This window comes from Streptomyces sp. SID4985, from assembly GCF_009863025.1.
GTDB lineage: Bacteria > Actinomycetota > Actinomycetes > Streptomycetales > Streptomycetaceae > Streptomyces.
Window position 1 is genome coordinate 22,804 of record NZ_WWIR01000398.1, and the last position, 17,494, is coordinate 40,297.

The window sequence follows — 17,494 nt, forward strand, 5'->3', positions numbered from 1 at the left end:
CTTTCGGGTGGGCGGCTGCCTGTTCGAAGCCTTACGATCCTCTGTCGTGTCCAAACTGACCGACGTGCCCAAACGCATTCTGATCGGGCGCGCCTTGCGCAGTGACCGGCTGGGCGAAACGCTCCTGCCGAAGCGCATCGCCCTCCCCGTCTTCGCCTCCGACCCGCTGTCCTCCGTCGCCTACGCGCCGGGGGAGGTTCTGCTGGTCCTGTCCATCGCGGGCGTGTCGGCGTACCACTTCAGCCCCTGGATCGCCGTCGCGGTCGTCGTGCTGATGTTCACCGTGGTCGCCTCCTACCGACAGAACGTGCACGCGTACCCCAGCGGTGGCGGCGACTACGAGGTGGCGAACACCAACCTCGGCCCCCGCGCCGGCCTCACCGTCGCCAGCGCCCTGCTGGTCGACTACGTACTGACCGTCGCCGTGTCCATCACCTCGGGCATCGAGAACCTGGGCTCCGCGATCCCCTTCGTGATCGAGCACAAGGTGCTCTGCGCGTGTGCGGTGATCCTCCTGCTGACGCTGATGAACCTGCGCGGCATGAAGGAGTCGGGCAAGCTCTTCGCCATCCCGACGTACGTGTTCGTCGGCGGCGTCTTCATCATGATCGCCTGGGGTGCGATCCGGGGCCTCGTCCTCGGCGAGACCATGCACGCCCCCACGGCGGACCTCCACATCAGGGCCGAGCACCAGGGACTCGCGGGCTTCGCGCTGATCTTCCTGCTGCTGCGGGCCTTCTCCTCCGGCTGTGCCGCGCTCACCGGCGTGGAGGCCATCTCCAACGGCGTCCCGGCCTTCCGCAAGCCCAAGTCCAAGAACGCGGCGACCACACTCGCCATGATGGGCCTGCTGGCCGTCACGATGTTCTGCGGCATCATCGGCCTCGCGATGTCGACCGGCGTCCGCATGGCCGAGAACCCGGCGACCGACCTGCTCAAGGGCGGCGTCCCGATCGGCCCCGGCTACGTCCAGAACCCGGTGATCTCCCAGGTCGCCGAGGCCGTCTTCGGCAAGGGCAGCTTCCTGTTCGTCGTCCTCGCGGCGGCGACCGCCCTGGTCCTCTTCCTCGCGGCGAACACGGCGTACAACGGCTTCCCGCTGCTCGGCTCGATCCTCGCCCAGGACCGCTATCTGCCCCGCCAGCTGCACACCCGCGGCGACCGCCTCGCGTTCTCCAACGGCATCGTGCTGCTGGCCGGTACGGCGATGCTGCTCGTGGTCATCTACGGCGCCGACTCCACGCGGCTGATCCAGCTCTACATCGTCGGCGTGTTCGTGTCCTTCACGCTCAGCCAGACCGGCATGGTCCGGCACTGGAACCGCCACCTCGCCGCCGAGAAGGACCCGGCCAAGCGCAGCCGCATGATCCGCTCCCGCGCGATCAACGCGTTCGGCGCCTTCTTCACCGGCCTGGTGCTGGTCGTCGTGCTGGTCACCAAGTTCACCCACGGCGCGTGGGTGGCCCTGCTCGGCATGTGCATCTTCTACGCCACGATGACGGCGATCCGTAAGCACTACGACCGCGTCGCCGACGAGATCGCCGCGCCCGAGGGCCCCAGCGACGACAGCGTGCGCCCCTCCCGCGTGCACTCCCTCGTCCTGATCTCCAAGATCCACCGCCCCACCCTGCGGGCCCTCGCCTACGCCAAGCTGATGCGCTCCGACACGCTGGAAGCGCTCACGGTCAACGTCGACCCGGCCGAGACGAAGGCGCTCCGCGCGGAGTGGGAACGCCGGGGAATCGACGTCCCCCTCAAGGTCCTCGACTCCCCCTACCGCGAGATCACGCGCCCGATCATCGAGTACGTCAAGAACCTGCGCCGCGAGTCCCCGCGCGACGCGGTCTCCGTGATCATCCCCGAGTACGTCGTCGGCCACTGGTACGAGCATCTGCTCCACAACCAGAGCGCGCTGCGGCTGAAGGGGCGGCTGCTGTTCACGCCGGGCGTGATGGTGACGTCCGTGCCGTACCAGCTGGAGTCCTCCCAGGTGGCCCGGGACCGGGCCCGTCGTCGGCAGGAGTGGAGCGCGCCGGGTGCGGTGCGCCGGGGACCTGCTGAGCGGGCGAAGGAGGGGGCGGGGGCGCGGGAGTGACGGCGCTGGTTCCGTGAGGTGGGCGGGGTCTCCCGGGTCGGAGGTGGGCCGGGGACGCCGTAGACTGGTGGGCTGTTGTCCCCCCAGGGCGCCGTACCGGCCCCCAGCCCCTTGATCTGGAGTCCCCCCACCATGCAGGCAGAACCGACGAAGTCTCTGGTGGGCCGGGAGTACGAGGTCGAGGTCGGCCCCGTCGCCCACGGCGGCCACTGCATCGCCCGTACGTCCGAGGGCCAGGTGCTGTTCGTCCGGCACACGCTGCCGGGGGAGCGGATCGTGGCCCGGGTGACGGAGGGCGAGGAGGGCGCGCGGTTCCTGCGCGCCGACGCGGTGGAGATCCTGGACGCGTCCAAGGACCGTATCGAGGCGCCGTGCCCGTTCGCCGGTCCCGGCAAGTGCGGCGGCTGCGACTGGCAGCACGCCAAGCCGGGCGCGCAGCGCCGTCTGAAGGGCGAGGTCATCGCCGAGCAGCTGCAGCGGCTCGCGGGCCTCACGCCGGAGGACGTCGGCTGGGACGGCACGGTGATGCCCGCCGAGGGCGACAAGGTGCCCGCGGGCGAGGTGCCCCAGTGGCGCACGCGCGTGCAGTACGCCGTGGACGCCGAGGGCCACGCGGGACTGCGCCGTCACCGCTCGCACGAGGTCGAGCGGATCGACCGCTGCATGATCGCGGCGGAGGGCGTCAGCGAGCTGGGCATCGAGTCCCGCGACTGGTCCGGCATGGAGTCCATCGAGGCGATCGCGGCGACGGGCTCGCAGGACCGCCAGGTCATCCTGACCCCGCGCCCGGGCGCACGCCTGCCCATCGTCGAGCTGGACAAGCCGGTGTCGGTGATGCGGGTCGAGGAGAAGGACGGCGGCGTCCACCGCGTCCACGGCCGCCCCTTCGTCCGCGAACGCGCCGACGGCCGCACGTACCGCGTCGGCAGCGGCGGCTTCTGGCAGGTCCACCCGAAGGCGGCCGACACCCTGGTCAAGGCCGTCATGCAGGGCCTGCTGCCCCGCAAGGGCGAGATGGCCCTCGACCTCTACTGCGGCGCCGGCCTCTTCGCCGGAGCCCTCGCCGACCGCCTCGGCGACAAGGGCGCGGTCCTCGGCATCGAGTCCGGCAAGCGCGCGGTGGAGGACGCCCGCCACAACCTGGCGGACTTCCCCCGCGTCCGGATCGAGCAGGGCAAGGTCGAGTCGGTCCTTCCCCGGACGGGGATCTCGGAGGTGGACCTGATCGTCCTGGATCCGCCGCGGGCGGGGGCGGGCAAGAAGACGGTGGAGCATCTGGCGGGGCTGGGTGCGCGGCGGATCGCGTATGTGGCGTGTGATCCTGCTGCGCTGGCTCGGGATCTGAAGTACTTCGGGGATAACGGGTATCGGGTGCGGACGCTTCGGGCGTTCGATCTCTTCCCGATGACCCACCACGTTGAGTGTGTCGCGATCCTGGAGCCTGCCGAGAAGGGCCGCTGAGCTGCGGTTTTAGTGGGTGCGCATGATGTGCGATATGTGCGTTACGGGCGATATCTTGACGCTGAAATGACGCTCTCAGAGGTGTCTTGACGCTCATTTGACGCTCGTTCTGATGGGGCGTCAGGCGCCTTGTCGGGCAGGTCAGACCCTGTCGAGGTGGCGAGCATCGATGGGGCGCCGAGGGCAGGCGACGCTGAGCGCAGACCTACTGAGTCGTGCTGATCAGATGTCCCGGAAGAGAGCAGCGAGCGCGGTGACCTGCCGCTATGAGTGGCCGATGGTCGCTGACCTGCCCGAATGACCTTTCGGCTGTTTCACGCTCGTGCCGGTTGATGGGGTCGGAAGTCCCAGGAAAGTCCCAGAGGGCTCCCACTGCTGGCGGACGCTCTTTCGGCTCGATACGGCAGTATGGGCTTGCCGAAGGCCCCGTTGTCGACGACGGCGCTGGGACCTGGATGTCGCTGGGACCTGGATGTCGCGTGACTGGCGCTCGGCCGATGCCTTGCGGGATCGTGGACTCCTGATGATCGGCGACTCTGCGGGTCGCCTCCGGCAGCGAGCCGACGGAGCCTCGGAGGCCCTGCAGCGAGCGGCCCGTTGCACGTGCCCGGTGAGGTGGAGCAGGTCCCGTACGGCAGGGCTTGCCACGTGGCGCAGGTCCGGCACGCCGCGCAGGGCCAGCAACCGCAGGGCGACCAGGAGTCCGACGACGGACAGGTCCACGATGGGGGCTATCAGCGGCGCGATCAGGTGGGGCACGCCGAGCCGCAGGGCGAGTGCCCAGATGTTGCGGAAGGAGAAGACGAAGGCCCTGGCCAGGATCGTCATGCCTGCCAGCGACTGGACCAACATCTACCCGCCGCTGCGCCAGCTCGTCGCGGACGGTCTGGTCGACACCAAGGGCCTCGGTGCGCCCTACCGGCTGTCCGCGGCCGGCGACGGCCTCGGGCCCGTCCTCGGCGCGCTGTCCGCGTGGTCCACGGGTAAGCCCCTCGACCGGGCGGTCCACCACCCCGTGTGGGGACGCCCGAAGGCGATGCCCCCGAAGCCGTGGGTCAGCAACGAGTCCCGGCCGACCCCTGCGACGCCCCCGCGGCTCCAGACCGGGGCGTCCTCCCGACCGACCTGGCAGAACCGGGCTCTGTTCTCTCACGCCACCGTCCGCCCCCTGGAGGCGCTGGCCGCCGGAGGCCCCCGCCGATGAACACCCTCTTCACCCGGGGCGAACTGCACGCCGCGTGCGTCTGCTGGCCTCCCGCTCCCTGATCCGGCTCATCACCGAGATCGACGGCAACGGGGCGATACCGCCCCGACGGCTGTCCGGCATCCTCCCCGATGTCTCCCGCCACCGCCTTCGACGCACGATCGAAGCAGCTCGGGCCCACGGTCTCGTCCGGGTCGTTCCCGGCACCGGCCTGGAACTGACCGAGCCCGGTGTGGAGTTGGCCGATCTCTACGACGCGAGCGCCCGCTGGGCTCGGCATCACGCCTACCCAGCGCCGACCTGCGACTTCAGCAGCCGCATCAGCCACTGCCTCCGCCTGCTGGAGCCCTCGCTCGCCACCGAACTCTCCGACACCCCCGACCACTTCGAAGCCGGGGAACTGCACAGCGCCGACGCCGAAGCCGACCTGTGCCGTCCGCGTGCCCTGCTGGTCCAGTGGCTGGCCGCCCATCCGCACATTGCCACCTCGCGTTTCGAGCTCCCCGCGTGAACGCAGATGCCGCGCCCCGGCATGCGCGCCACCCCGTCGGACCGCTGCGCAGCACCTACCTGCCGCGCACGGCAAGCGCCCTCACCTCCGCCATGGCCACCTACGGCATTCCGCTGCTGGTCCTGGCCACGACCCGGTCGGCCGCACTGACCGGCCTGGCTTTCGCCCTGGAGTGGGTCCCGAGGCTGGCGGCGTTCGGGTGGGCCGGATCGCTCGTCGACCGGCGCGGCGCATCGCGCGTCGCCTTCCTCGCCTCCCTGGGACGCGCGCTGGCCCTGGCCGTCGGAGCGGTGCTCCTTCACCTCCACCCGGCCGGCGCCGGGGCCAGCGCGACCGTGATGGCGCTCGCGGCCATCACCGGGGTCCTCACCGAGTTCAGCTACGTCGCGTCCGAAACCGCCGGCGCCGCCGCCGGACGGCGCGCGGGCGCTCGGGCCCACCGCGTCCAGGCGGTTCTGTTCGGCATCGACCAGAGCGCGACCCTGGCCGGCCCGGCCCTCGCCGGGCTGCTCCTGCTCACCGGCCCGGCGCGGATGCTCGCCGTGACCACCGCGCTCTCCCTGCTCACCGCGCTGCTCACCCTGCGCACACCCTCCTCACCTGCCGCCCCGGCCCAGGAGGCGCAGACGGAGACGGGTGCGGGGCTACTCACCGGACTGCGCACCATCCGCTCGCTGCCCGCGCTCGGCTGGCTCGTGGGCGGCCTGGCTCTGTCCAACCTGGCCGGCGCTCTCCTTCAGGCCGCCGGCCCCGTGATCGTCGTCAACCACTACGGGCAGTCCACCACCGCGGTCGGCCTGGTCTGGTCCGCCGCTGCCGCAGCGACCCTCCTCAGCGTCACGCTGTGCCGGTTCGCCATCGACCGATGCGGCCTATGGCCGGTCGGTGCCGTCTGCGCCGCCCTCGCCTCACTCGCCTGCTTCGCCACCGCCCACGCGCCGGACTACCTGTCCTATCTGGTCCTAGTCGCGGTCCTGATGGCAGCCGACGGCGGCATGACGGTGGTCCTGCGCACGCTGCGCTCCCGCCTGATCCCTCCGGAGAAGTTCGGCAGCACCCTCTCGGCCACCATCCTCATCCTGCTGCTGCCCTACCCCGTCGCCGGTGTCCTCACCGCGCTCACCCCACCCGACGCACTCGGCCCCGTCACCATCGCGTGCGCCGCCCTCCAAGCCGCCGGACTGGCCGCAGCCTTCGCCCGCCTGCGCACCGACCCCGCCCTACGCGCCTGACCCCCGCGCATCCCCAGCCTGTGGAGAACTCGCCCATGTCCACTGCCCTTTCCGCGGTACACCGTACGAACGGTCGCACCATCACCGAGCGGTTCCACGCCTTCCACGCCCAGAACCCGCACGTCTACCGCGAGCTGGAACGCATGGCCACCCGACGCCTTGCCACCGGAGCCACCCGCGTCAGCCTCAAGGACCTCTTCGAGGACCTGCGCCACCAACTCCCCTACGGCGTGGTCGGGCTGAACAACAACTTCAGCGCTCTGTACGCGCGCCGGCTGATCGCCGCACACCCCCACTGGGCGAGCGCGTTCGAGCTGCGCCGCCGCCGTTCCGCCTGACACCCCCGCACCTGATCCTGCCGTCCACCGTTTCGGAGAGTCCCTACTTGTCCGCACGCCCCCGCCTGCTCGTTGTCTCCGCGGGCGATGAGACACTGCGCGGCTACTGCCTTGAGCAGGTCGCCACCGCGTATGACGTCGTCCTGCTCACCAGCACCGAACCCGCCTGGGAGAAGCCGTACATCGTCGACCACGCCGTCGCCGATCTCCACGACACCACCGAACTGCTCGCCGCCGGCCGGGGCCTCGCCGCACGCCACCACCTCGCCGGCATCGTCACCTGGGACGAGTGGCACCTCATCTCCACCGCCCGCCTCGCCCGCGCCCTGGACCTGCCCGCGAACTCGGTCGAGGTGATGCGCGCCTGCCGTAACAAGGCCACCGCCCGCTCCCTGTTCGCCCGCCACGGAGTACCGTCGGCTGCCTCGGTGGAGGCCCGGACCCTGCCCGAGGCAACACGGGCCGTCTCCAGCCTGGGCTATCCCGCCGTCATCAAGCCCGCCGCGTTCGCCAGCAGCATCGGCGTGATCCGCGTCGACCATCCCGAAGAGCTGCCCGCCGCCTTCGCGTTCGCCTCAGCCGGAGCGAGCCGCAGCCGCGAGGACACCGGCGTCCTGGTCGAGGAGTACCTCGACGGCCCCGAGGTCTCCGTCGAGTGCGTCACCGCGCACGGCGTGACCACCGCCGTCGCCGTGACCCGCAAGCACCTGGGCCCGGAGCCGTACTTCGACGAGACCGGGCACACCGTCGACGCCGCCGACCCCCTGCTGCCGCAGGTCGCCCCCGGCGCTGCCGCAGCCGTCAAGGCCCTGGGGATCACCGACGGCGTGCAGCACGTCGAGATGCGCCTGGTCGACGGACGGCCCCGGCTGATCGAGGTCAACGCGCGGATCGGCGGCGATATGATCGGCCACCTCGTCCGCCTCGCCACCGGCATCGACCTGTCCCAAGCCGCCGCCGACGTCGCCTGCGGCAAGACTCCCGACCTCACCCCCACCCGTCACGGCGCGGCCGGAATCCGCATGCCCTACCCGGACGCCTCCGGCACGCTCGCCGAGCGGCACATCAACCACCCGTTCGCCACCCACACCCCCTGGCTGCAGCAGTTCCAGTGGATCCGCGAGATCGGCGACACCCTCCTCCTGCCGCCCGAGGGCGACCTGTTCACCTCGCGGGCCGGGTTCTACATCGTCACCGGCCGCGACACCGCCGAGTCACCGAACGCCTCGACACCGCCGCCGACGAGATCACCGTCACCACCCGGGCAGACCGATGAACCCACAGAGCCAGCCGGGGCGCGACATCGACGGTGACGTCTACGTCTCCCCCCGCCACCTCGCCTCCACCACCGGAATCGGCGATCCCGCCCTCGCCCCGCTCCTCGACCTGGGCTGGGAACTCCACCACCGCGGATGTCCACCAGCCGCGGCCGTTGGGCCGGGTCGGCCCGCAGGAGCGGGTCGTGGACGCAACTGGTGCCGTAGGCCCGGCCGCAGTCTCCGAGGGCAACCTTGCGTCGTTCGAAGTGGCCGAGGAACGCACCGCGCACCCCGCGCACCCCTCATCCACGGCACGGCAGGGCCGTCCGGAAGACGGTCCCCACCCACCCCTCGAGGCTTGACCACGGGCAGGGCCCGGGGCCACACCGGGACCGAACCCGTACGGCACGCCCTCCAGTACCTGCCGGTGATCCCGTCACCGTTTTCGATCGCGCCTCGCGTCTCGCAGATGTCGGCAATGGCTCCCTCGCCCATCAAACCTTCACCTCGTCACCGGGATACCTGAGGGCGTGATCGCGCGTCACTGACGGTGTCACCCATTAGGGTTCTTGATCGCACACGCATCGCATTTGCTCGTGCGCGCAGGATGCACGAGGTACGGGGGAAAGGCGGAGGGGCGCGGATGGGGTACACGATCCCGGGCTGGCTGGACGACATCCTCGACTTCATCGGAATCAACTTCCCGAATGTCGACGAGGACGACTACCGCGAGATGGCCGACGCCATGAGGGAGTTCGCCGACACCTTCGAAGGACACGGTGCCGACGCGCACCGGGCGGTCTCCCGGGTCCTGTCGTCGTCCCAGGGCTGGGCGGTCGACGCGATGGAGACGCACTGGGACAAGGTCAAGGTCGGACAGCTGGAGAAACTGCCGGAGCTGGCCCGGTTGTTCGCGGACGCCTGTGACGTTCTCGCGGAGATCATCTGGGGGATGAAGACCAAGGCCGAAGCCGAACTCGTCGTCATGGCAGGGTCGGTGGGCATCTCGGCCGGTCTCGCCGTGGCCACCGGCGGCCTGTCCGCATTGATCGGCGCGGCCGAGGTCACGGCGATGCGGCAGGTCGTGAAGCGGATCATCGACGAGGCCGTGGACCGGATCGTGGACGAGGTGCTGGCGAAGATCACCGAGCCGGTGAACGCCAAGCTGGAGGCCATGGTCGAGGACATGGTGCTCGATCTGGCCCAGAGCGCGTTCTCGATGCCCGACGGGAACGGCAACGGTTCCGGCGGCGGCAGCGCCGGCCACGGCGGTCACGGGGGGATGCGGCTCGCCTCCGCCGACGGCTCCGGCACGGGCGGCCCCGGCGGCGGCGCCCACCGGGTCACCAGCATCGACCATGCCGAGTTCGAGAGCGGCGCGGGCAGGGTCTCCCGGCACGGCGGCGAGCTGCACCTGGCGTCCTCGTCGCCCTTGGGCAGGGCCAGGGGGGCCTTCGGCCGCAGCAAGGGCCGTGACCCGTTCACCCGGGCCTTCGACAGCGTGCTGCACGGTGCGCTCAAAGGCTCCGAGAAAGCCCTCAAGAAGATCGCCAAGCACATCACGGAGACCCTCCCGGAGCGGGTCAAGGCCACCTCCGCGCTCCACAGGGAGACGGACCACGGCGTACGGGACCGCGTCAACGCCATCCGTGCCGGCCGGCACGGGGACGACGACCACGGGGGAGACCGCCCGGGCCGCGACGACCGGCCCCGTGACCGCCCGCGGGACAGGATGAAACTCGCGTCGGCTCAATTGGCGCAACGCGCGCGGGCGATGCGGAACAAGTTCACGTGCGGCGATCCGATCGACATGGCCACCGGCCAGATGATCCTCGCCCAGTCCGACGTCGAGCTGCCCGGTGTACTGCCGCTCGTCCTGCGCCGCACCTACCTGTCCGGCTACACGGAGGGACGCTCCTTCGGCCCGTCATGGGCCGCCACGCTCGACGAGCGAATACAGCGGGACGAATCGCTGGGCGGTCTCTGGTGGTACCGGGAGGACGGCTCGGCCCTGGCCTACCCCCGCCTGCCCGATCTGCCCGGCGACCGGGTGGACCCCGCCGAGGGGCCACGACTGCCCCTCGCCTACGTGACGCGCGCGAGCAGCTACGTCCTGACCGTGCAGGACACGCACAGCGGACTGACCCGGCACTTCGAGCCCGCGGCCGCCCAGGAGGGCGTGTGGTGGCTCGTCTGCGTCGAGGACCGCAACGGCAACGCCGTCACCGTGGAGCGCGACGAGCACGACGTCCCGCTCACCGTCACCCACAGCGGCGGCTACCGCGTTCAGGTCGACTCCGATCCCGAACAGGAACGTGTCACCGCCCTCTCGGTGCTCACCGGTGACGAGTCGATACGCCTGCGGACCTACCGCTACGACGACGCCGGGGATCTCGTCGAGATCCGGAACGCCGTGGACGCACCCCTTCATCTGGGCTACGACCCCCTCCACCGCATCATCCGCTGGCGCGACAGCAACGACACCACGTACGCGTACACCTACGACGCCGAAGACCGCGTTCTCGACACGCAGGGCACCGACGGCATACTCGACGCCCGCCTCACCTACGCGGGCCCGGACACCGACGGCACCACCACCGTCACCTACACCAACTCTCTGGGCGGCTCCTCGGTCCACCGGGCCAACCGGTACGGTCAGATCACCTCGATCACCGACGAGCTCGGCCACACCACAACCCAGCGCTGGGACGCCGGAGACCGCCTCCTGGCCCGTACCGACCCGCTTGGCCGCAGCACCGTCTGGGAGTACGACGACGCGGGCGACCCGATCCGGATCACCACCCCCGACGGCGCCGCCACCCGTATCGCCTACAACGGCCTTCGCCTCCCCGTCGAGCTGACCGGCCCCGACGGCAGCCGCGTCCGTCAGGAGTTCGACACGCGGGGCAACCGCACCGTCCTCGTCCTCGCGGACGGCAACGCCCTGCACTTCACCCACCACCCCAACGGAGCGGTGGCCGGCGCCACGGACCCACTCGGCTCACACCTCGCCGTCCTGACCGATGCCGCCGGCCTGCCCACCCGCGTGACCGACGCCCGCGGCGCCACCAGCCATGCCCGCTACGACGCCCTCGGCCGCGCCGTCGAACTCACCGACCCGCTCGGGCACATCACCACATCCTCCTGGGACGCGGAAGGACGCCTGCTGCGCCGGACGGCAGCCGGCGCGACCACCGAGACCTGGACCTGGGACGGAGAGGGCAACTGCATCAGCCACACCGACCCGCTCGGCGGCACCACCCGCCACACCTACGGAACCTTCGACCTCCCGGCATCCCGCACCGCACCCGACGGATCCACGCACACCTTCCGTCACGACACCGAACAACGCCTCACACACGTCACCAACGCAGCCGGCCTCACCTGGACCTACACCTATGACGCGGCCGGACGCCTCAGCGCGGAGACCGATTTCGACGGCCGCACCTCCCACTACGCCTACGACGCCGCCGGACAACCGGTCTCACGCACGAACGCCGCGGGCGGCACGATCACCTACACCTTCGACGAAGCCGGACGGCTCAGCACCAGAAGCGCCGACGGCGAGCACACCGAGTACCACTACGACGCGGCGTCCCGGATGATCCGCGCCGTGAACCAGGACCACGCGCTGGCCTTCACCTACGACGCGGCCGGACGCCTCACCTCACAGACCGTCGACGGCGCCACCCTCAGCCTCAGTCACGACCGGGCCGGACGACGCAGCAGCCGCAGCACTCCGGCCGGCACGCGCACCACCTGGACCCACGGCAGCGACGACCACACGGCCCGGATGACCGTCGCCGGACGCGCCATCGACTTCACCTACGACGCCGCAGGACGTGAGGTGACCCGCCATATGGCCGGATTCGCCACGCTGACCAGCACCTACAGCCCCTCGGGCCGGCTGGTCGGCCAAGCCGTCACCTCGCCTGCCGACCAGCGTCCGATCCAGCGCAGGACGTACACCCACCGCCCCGACGGCCATCTCACCGGCATCGACGACCTCCACGCCGGCGCACGCCGCTTCGATCTGGACGCCGCGGGGCGTGTCACCGCCGTGCACGCCGCGAACTGGAGCGAGTCGTACGCCTACGACGCCATGGGAAACCAGACGAGCGCGCTCTGGCCCGCCCGCCACATCGGAGAGGACGCCACCGGCACCCGCGACCACACCGGAACGCGCCTCACCCGCGCCGGCCACGTCCGCTACGAACACGACACGCTCGGCCGCATCGTGCTGCGCCGGCGAACCCGCCTGTCACGCAAGCCGGACACCTGGCGCTACGCATGGAACACCGACGGCCAGCTGACCGCCGTCACCACCCCGGACGGCACCCGCTGGCAGTACACCTACGACCCGCTCGGCCGGCGCACGGCAAAGCTGCGCATGGCCGCCGACGGGGTCACCGTCCTCGAACGCACCACCTTCACCTGGGACGGCACCACGCTGTGCGAGCAGACCGTCCACAGCCATGGCTCCCCGGAACTGGTGACACTCACCTGGGACCACGACGGTCACACACCGGTTTCGCAGACCGAGTCCAAGGCGCACGCGGCCACGCCCCAGGACGTCATCGACCAGCGCTTCTTCGCCATCGTCACCGATCAGATCGGCACGCCCACCGAACTGATCGACGAGGCGGGCACGGTCGCCTGGCGCACCCGCGCCACCCTCTGGGGCGCCACCACGTGGAACAAGGACGCGACCGCCTACACCCCGCTGCGGTTCCCGGGCCAGTACTACGACCCCGAGACAGGTCTGCACCACAACTACTTCCGCCACTACGACCCCGAGTCCGGCCGCTACCTCACCCCGGACCCGCTCGGACTGCTGCCGTCGCCCAATCCCCTTGCCTACGTGGACAACCCGCACTCGCTCAGCGACCCGCTGGGTCTCACCCCTTGCGACGAGAGCGACGTCGGCTGGGGCGGCCGGGTGCAGTACGGCCCCCTCGGCCCGCACGACCGTGCCACCTCCATGCACGCCACCATCACCGACGACATGCTCGGGGGGAAGACCGCCCCCAAGATCGACCCGGCCGGCTGGGAGTCGGACAAGGGATACAACCGTGCTCACCTGCTGGCAGCCATGATCGGAGGTTCCAACAAGGACCGCCGCAACTTCGTCACCATGCACAGCTACGCCAACTCACCCGTCATGCGCCAGGTCGAACTGCAAGTGCGCAACGCCGCACGGAGCGGCGAGATCATCCAGTACAGCGTCAGAGCCATCTACGCTGACGACCATGCGAAGATCCCCCTCGGCGTGACCATCGAGGCTCACGGCAACAACGGATTCCAGATGCGCCCGCACGGCAGCGACGGCGAGGGAACCAACATCTTCACCATCTGGAACCGCAAGCGGTGACGAAAGGACCCTCACATGACTCCCGAACTGACCCGGCTCACGGACGTGCTCACCCCGCCCCGGGGCGACATTCCCGCCCCTGACTGGACCGCTGCCGAGACCGCGCTGCGCACCGCTGTCCCCGCCGACTTCAAGGCGCTCATCGAGACCTACGGAGCCGGCACCGTGGACAACTACCTCCTGCTGCTCGAGCCGGGCTGCCCCAACGACGTCTACGACCTCCTCAAGATCTCCGCGGAGCGCGAGGAGGCGAACGACTCCCTGTGGGAGTACGGGGACAGGCCCGAGGAGATGGAAACTCCGGGGAACCGCCTGATCTGTTGGGCCACCACCGACAACGGTGAGTACCTGTACTGGCTCGTGCGTCCCGGCGACGACCCGGACACCCGCCCCATCCTGATCAACAGCGCGTCGACGGAGGACTGGGAGCGCTACGACATGACGGTCACCCGCTTTCTGACCGCCGTCCTCACCGGGGAAGTCCGTTCCGAGGTTCTCTGGGACAAGTTCCCTCTGCCGGAGCACGAGTTCCGCCCCACCCGGAACCTGTAGACACGGGCCGGCTCCGGGCCGCCTCCGGGTGGTCACGCAGGACACCGGCGGCTCCCCAAGGCCGGCCCCCGTCTGCGTGGGGACGGCCCGGTGCCGGGGCGTCACTCTCCGACTACCTGAGCTGGCGCTGGGTGATGTTCGTTAACGTCCCGATCGGCGTGCTCGTACTGCTCGGCGCCCGGGTGCTGGCCAGCGGCGAGAAGCTGCACGGCGAACTGGACGTGCGCGGCGCGGCTACCGCCACCGGCGGCCTGACCGCCCTGGTCTACGCCATCACCCAGGGCGGTGACCGCGGCTGGACCGACCCCGTCACCTTCGGCATGTTCACCGTCGCGGCGATCCTGCTGATCACCTTCCTGCGCTCGCAGCGCAGGAACCGGCACCCGCTGCTGCCGTTGCGGCTACTGCGTAACCGCAACCGGGCCGGGTCCTATGTCACCATGCTGTTCATCGGCGCGGCCATGTTCGCCACCTTCTACTTCCTGTCGCTTTTCATGCAGCAGGTCAAGGGCTACAGCCCGGTTCGTGCCGGGTTCGCCCATCTGCCGTTCAGCCTCGGCATGGGGATGGCCGCCGGGATCGGCTCACGCCTGGCCGGCCGGTTCTCGCCACGCACGCTCGCCGGCCCCGGCCTGGTCGTCGCGGCCGGCGGGATGCTCTGGTTCAGCCCGCTCGAACCGTCCTCGTCGTACTTCACCCACCTGATGCCGGCCATGTTCATCACCGCCCTCGGTCTGGGCGCCAGCTTCCTGCCGATGACGCTCGGCGCGATCTCCGGCGTCGACCGCAACGACACCGGCATCGCCTCGGCCATCCTCAACACCGCCCAGCAGATCGGCGGCGCCGTCGGCCTGGCCGTCCTGGCCACCGTCTCCACCAGCGCCGCCGATGACCAACTGCCGCACGCTGACGTCGCGTTCTTCCGCGCCCTGGCCAGCGGCGACCAGCCCCTGATCCAGCGGGCGGCCGACGCGCTGTCCCACGGCTACACCGTCGCGTTCGCCTCCGCCGTCGGCTTCCTGCTGGCCGCGCTGGTCATCACCGTCACCACGCTCAACGCAAGCCCCCAGCAGCGCACCGAGGACGCGGCGCCCGTACACATCGGCTGACACGCCGCTGCGGTGTCGCTCCTTCGGCGACACGTCTCCGGGCGGACCGTGGTAGTTCGAAGCTATCCCTGGGCCCGTGAGCCTCACTGCGGGAATGATGCCCACAGCCACGCCTGCCTCGCCGAAAACAAGGTCCGCCTCCCCCCCTCGGGGTAGGCGGACTGGCCTTGTTCACGAGAACCGACAGCAGATGTTCACCACTTCGGGAGGCACGAGGGCCAGCGGTCGTTCGATTTCTGCCGAGGCAAGTTGAGATACGGAAAGTGCCGCTGAGATTGATCTTGGTCTGATCTGCCACAGATGCCCGGATTGGCAGCGGGTGGGGGGTTTGGCAGAAGATCTCGCGTGCCGGACAGCAGAGTCTGGACGTCCGAGCGAAATCCCCTTGCTCAATGGTCAAGAATCGTTGACCATTGCTCGCATGCCTACCGATGATCTTCCCGAGACGTTTCACGTCACCACGGACGAGCAGCTGCGCGCCGTCTCCAATCTCACGCGCCACCGGATCATGGCCGTGCTCCGCTTCGAGCCGGCGACGATCACGCAGATCGCCGAGCGGGTGGGCCTTGCGAAGGGGAGTTCCAGCTATCACGTGCGGCTGCTGGAGCGTGCCGGTCTGGTGAAGGTGGTACGGACGCGGAAGGTGCGGGGGGTCACCGAGCGGTACTACGCGATGGCCGCGCGTGCGATCGTGCTGCCGGATCCGGGCGAGGGAGGGCCGGATGTGCTGATGCGGCATGCGGTGGCGGACCTGGAGGCGTCGCCGGCGGACGGCGAGCGGCACGTACGGATGGCTCATCTGCGGCTCACCGAGGAGCAGTTCGCGCAGCTGGGGGCGCGGCTGCAGGCGCTGGCGGACGAGTACCGGGAGCTGTCCGATCCGTCGCTGCCGGACGCGTCACTCGTCTTCGCACTGTTCCACCCGGCACCGCGCGAGCAGGCCGAGGAAGGTGTCAAGTGACGTCAGACATTCTGAAGTTGCCGACCGGGTTCGGACGGCTGTGGACTGCGCAGACGGTGTCCTCGCTCGGTGACGGGGTGTCGCATGCCGCGCTGCCGCTGCTCGCGTTGACGTTGACGCGGGATCCGATGGCGCTCGCCGCCGTCACGGCCGCCGGGACGCTGCCGTGGCTGCTCTTCGGGGTGCTCGGCGGTGCGCTGGTGGACCGCTGGGACCGCCGGCGCACGATGTGGGTCTCGGACGCGGCGCGTGCGGTGCTGCTCGCGATGCCGGCGGCGGCGGCCGCGCTCGACGTGCTGAGCATTGCGCTGCTCGCAACCGTCGCCTTCCTGCTCGGCCTCGGCGGACTCTTCTTCGACACGGCCGCCACGGCCTATCTGCCGGATCTGCTCGGCCGCGACCCTGCACTCCTGGAGCGAGCCAACTCTCGCCTGCGCGGAGCCCAGACCGCCATGTCCGGATTCGCGGGGCCGCCTGCGGGCAGTGCGCTGCTCGCGCTCGGGCGGGCGGTTCCGCTGCTCGCCGACGCGGTGTCGTTCCTGCTCTCCGCACTGCTCGTACGTACGCTTCCCGCCGTGCCCCGGCCCGTGCCGAAGGTCCGCGAGTCGTTGCTGCGTCAGGCGCGGGCCGGGGCCTCGTACGTCTTCCGGGACCGGGTGCTGCTCGGGCTGGCGCTCCGTCCGGCGGTCGGGAACGTCGCCTTCCTCGCTGTGGAGACCGTCCTGGCCCTCTTCGCGCGCGACCGTCTCGGTATCGACACCTACGGCTTCGGCCTGCTCCTCACGGCGGAGGCCACCGGCGGCCTGCTCGGTGCAGGCATCGCCTCCTACCTTGGCCGGCGACTCGGCACCGGCACAGCGCTGACCTGCACGGCCGCAGTCGAAGGGCTTGCCATCCTGGGCCTTGCCGCTGCCCCGAACCCGTACGTGGCCGGGCTGGCGCTCGCCGTCTGCGGGGCCGGCATGGGCGCCACGATGGTGCTCGGGCCCTCCCTGCGGCAGGCGATCGTCCCGGCCCACCTCATGGGCCGGGTAGCCTCCACCTCCCGCATGCTGGCCATGTGCGCCGCCCCCGTCGGGGCCTTCCTCGGCGGCTGGCTGGCCACCGCCTACGACATCCGCACCCCGCTCTACGCCGCCGCCGTCCTCCTCCTGGCGATGACGGCCGTCATGGCATCCATGACCAGCAACCGCCGGGTCGAAGCGGCGCTATGTGCCGCCGACCCGACCGGTCCGGATCACCCGGCATCCCAGGATCCCGTCCAGAAGAGTGCACCTGACGTGTTGTGACGCCTGCCGCGAAGGCGTCACAACGATGTCACGAGGCTCAAGCAGTTCGATTCCGGGGCTCACCCAGGTGCCTCCCGAAGTGGTGAACATCTGCTGTCGGTTCTCGTGAACA

11 protein-coding genes and 2 pseudogenes are annotated in these 17,494 nt (G+C 70.3%); 12 read left to right on the top strand and 1 reads right to left on the bottom strand.

The features are described from left to right. Positions 1-46: 46 nt before the first annotated feature. Both GTW40_RS17340 and GTW40_RS17345 read left to right on the top strand, forming a co-directional pair. Positions 47-2,095 carry an APC family permease gene (locus tag GTW40_RS17340; RefSeq protein WP_161181108.1) on the top strand — a complete coding sequence of 683 codons (2,049 nt, stop codon included), beginning with the start codon at positions 47-49 and terminating at the stop codon, positions 2,093-2,095. A gap of 132 nt (positions 2,096-2,227) precedes the next feature. After that, positions 2,228-3,556 carry a TRAM domain-containing protein gene (locus tag GTW40_RS17345; RefSeq protein WP_161181109.1) on the top strand — a complete coding sequence of 443 codons (1,329 nt, stop codon included), beginning with the start codon at positions 2,228-2,230 and terminating at the stop codon, positions 3,554-3,556. A 660-nt stretch (positions 3,557-4,216) separates the two neighbouring features. Here GTW40_RS17345 and GTW40_RS17350 read toward each other — a convergent pair. Next, positions 4,217-4,408, bottom strand: a pseudogene (locus GTW40_RS17350) (hypothetical protein); the annotation flags it as partial. Between GTW40_RS17350 and GTW40_RS17355 the strand changes: the two are divergent. The 10 genes and pseudogenes from GTW40_RS17355 to GTW40_RS17400 form a co-directional block, all read left to right on the top strand. Continuing rightward, positions 4,362-4,760, top strand: a pseudogene (locus GTW40_RS17355) (MarR family transcriptional regulator); the annotation flags it as partial. The pseudogenes GTW40_RS17350 and GTW40_RS17355 overlap by 47 nt on opposite strands. Before the next feature lie 34 nt (positions 4,761-4,794). Next, positions 4,795-5,271: a regulator gene (locus GTW40_RS17360; protein ID WP_161181110.1), complete on the top strand. Its 477-nt coding sequence runs from the start codon at positions 4,795-4,797 to the stop codon at positions 5,269-5,271. Further along, positions 5,268-6,503, top strand: coding sequence for an MFS transporter (locus tag GTW40_RS17365; protein WP_161181111.1), 1,236 nt, complete (start codon positions 5,268-5,270; stop codon positions 6,501-6,503). Before GTW40_RS17360 ends, GTW40_RS17365 begins: the two co-directional genes overlap by 4 nt. Positions 6,504-6,538: 35 nt before the next feature. Continuing rightward, positions 6,539-6,841 carry a hypothetical protein gene (locus GTW40_RS17370; protein ID WP_161181112.1) on the top strand — a complete coding sequence of 101 codons (303 nt, stop codon included), beginning with the start codon at positions 6,539-6,541 and terminating at the stop codon, positions 6,839-6,841. 47 nt (positions 6,842-6,888) lie between these two features. Continuing rightward, positions 6,889-8,154 (top strand): ATP-grasp domain-containing protein, encoded by a 1,266-nt coding sequence (locus tag GTW40_RS17375; protein WP_237525557.1) that lies wholly within the window; start codon positions 6,889-6,891, stop codon positions 8,152-8,154. Positions 8,155-8,743: 589 nt separating this feature from the next. Further along, positions 8,744-13,471 carry a DUF6531 domain-containing protein gene (locus GTW40_RS17380; RefSeq protein ID WP_161181113.1) on the top strand — a complete coding sequence of 1,576 codons (4,728 nt, stop codon included), beginning with the start codon at positions 8,744-8,746 and terminating at the stop codon, positions 13,469-13,471. A 15-nt stretch (positions 13,472-13,486) separates the two neighbouring features. Further along, positions 13,487-14,023 carry an SMI1/KNR4 family protein gene (locus GTW40_RS17385; protein ID WP_161181114.1) on the top strand — a complete coding sequence of 179 codons (537 nt, stop codon included), beginning with the start codon at positions 13,487-13,489 and terminating at the stop codon, positions 14,021-14,023. After that, a complete protein-coding gene (locus GTW40_RS17390) occupies positions 13,969-15,132 on the top strand; it encodes an MFS transporter (protein ID WP_272919016.1) in 1,164 nt (387 codons plus the stop codon). Before GTW40_RS17385 ends, GTW40_RS17390 begins: the two co-directional genes overlap by 55 nt. A gap of 421 nt (positions 15,133-15,553) precedes the next feature. Continuing rightward, complete coding sequence (locus tag GTW40_RS17395) at positions 15,554-16,093, top strand: winged helix-turn-helix domain-containing protein (RefSeq protein ID WP_161181115.1); 540 nt, start codon at positions 15,554-15,556, stop codon at positions 16,091-16,093. Further along, positions 16,090-17,382 (top strand): MFS transporter, encoded by a 1,293-nt coding sequence (locus GTW40_RS17400; protein ID WP_161181116.1) that lies wholly within the window; start codon positions 16,090-16,092, stop codon positions 17,380-17,382. Before GTW40_RS17395 ends, GTW40_RS17400 begins: the two co-directional genes overlap by 4 nt. Positions 17,383-17,494: the final 112 nt, after the last annotated feature.

Coding starts and splice junctions, on each gene's coding strand:
- GTW40_RS17380 (WP_161181113.1), top strand. CDS start 8,744: ATGGGGTACACGATCCCGGGCTGGCTGGACGACATCCTCGACTTCATC.
- GTW40_RS17345 (WP_161181109.1), top strand. CDS start 2,228: ATGCAGGCAGAACCGACGAAGTCTCTGGTGGGCCGGGAGTACGAGGTC.
- GTW40_RS17395 (WP_161181115.1), top strand. CDS start 15,554: ATGCCTACCGATGATCTTCCCGAGACGTTTCACGTCACCACGGACGAG.
- GTW40_RS17370 (WP_161181112.1), top strand. CDS start 6,539: ATGTCCACTGCCCTTTCCGCGGTACACCGTACGAACGGTCGCACCATC.
- GTW40_RS17385 (WP_161181114.1), top strand. CDS start 13,487: ATGACTCCCGAACTGACCCGGCTCACGGACGTGCTCACCCCGCCCCGG.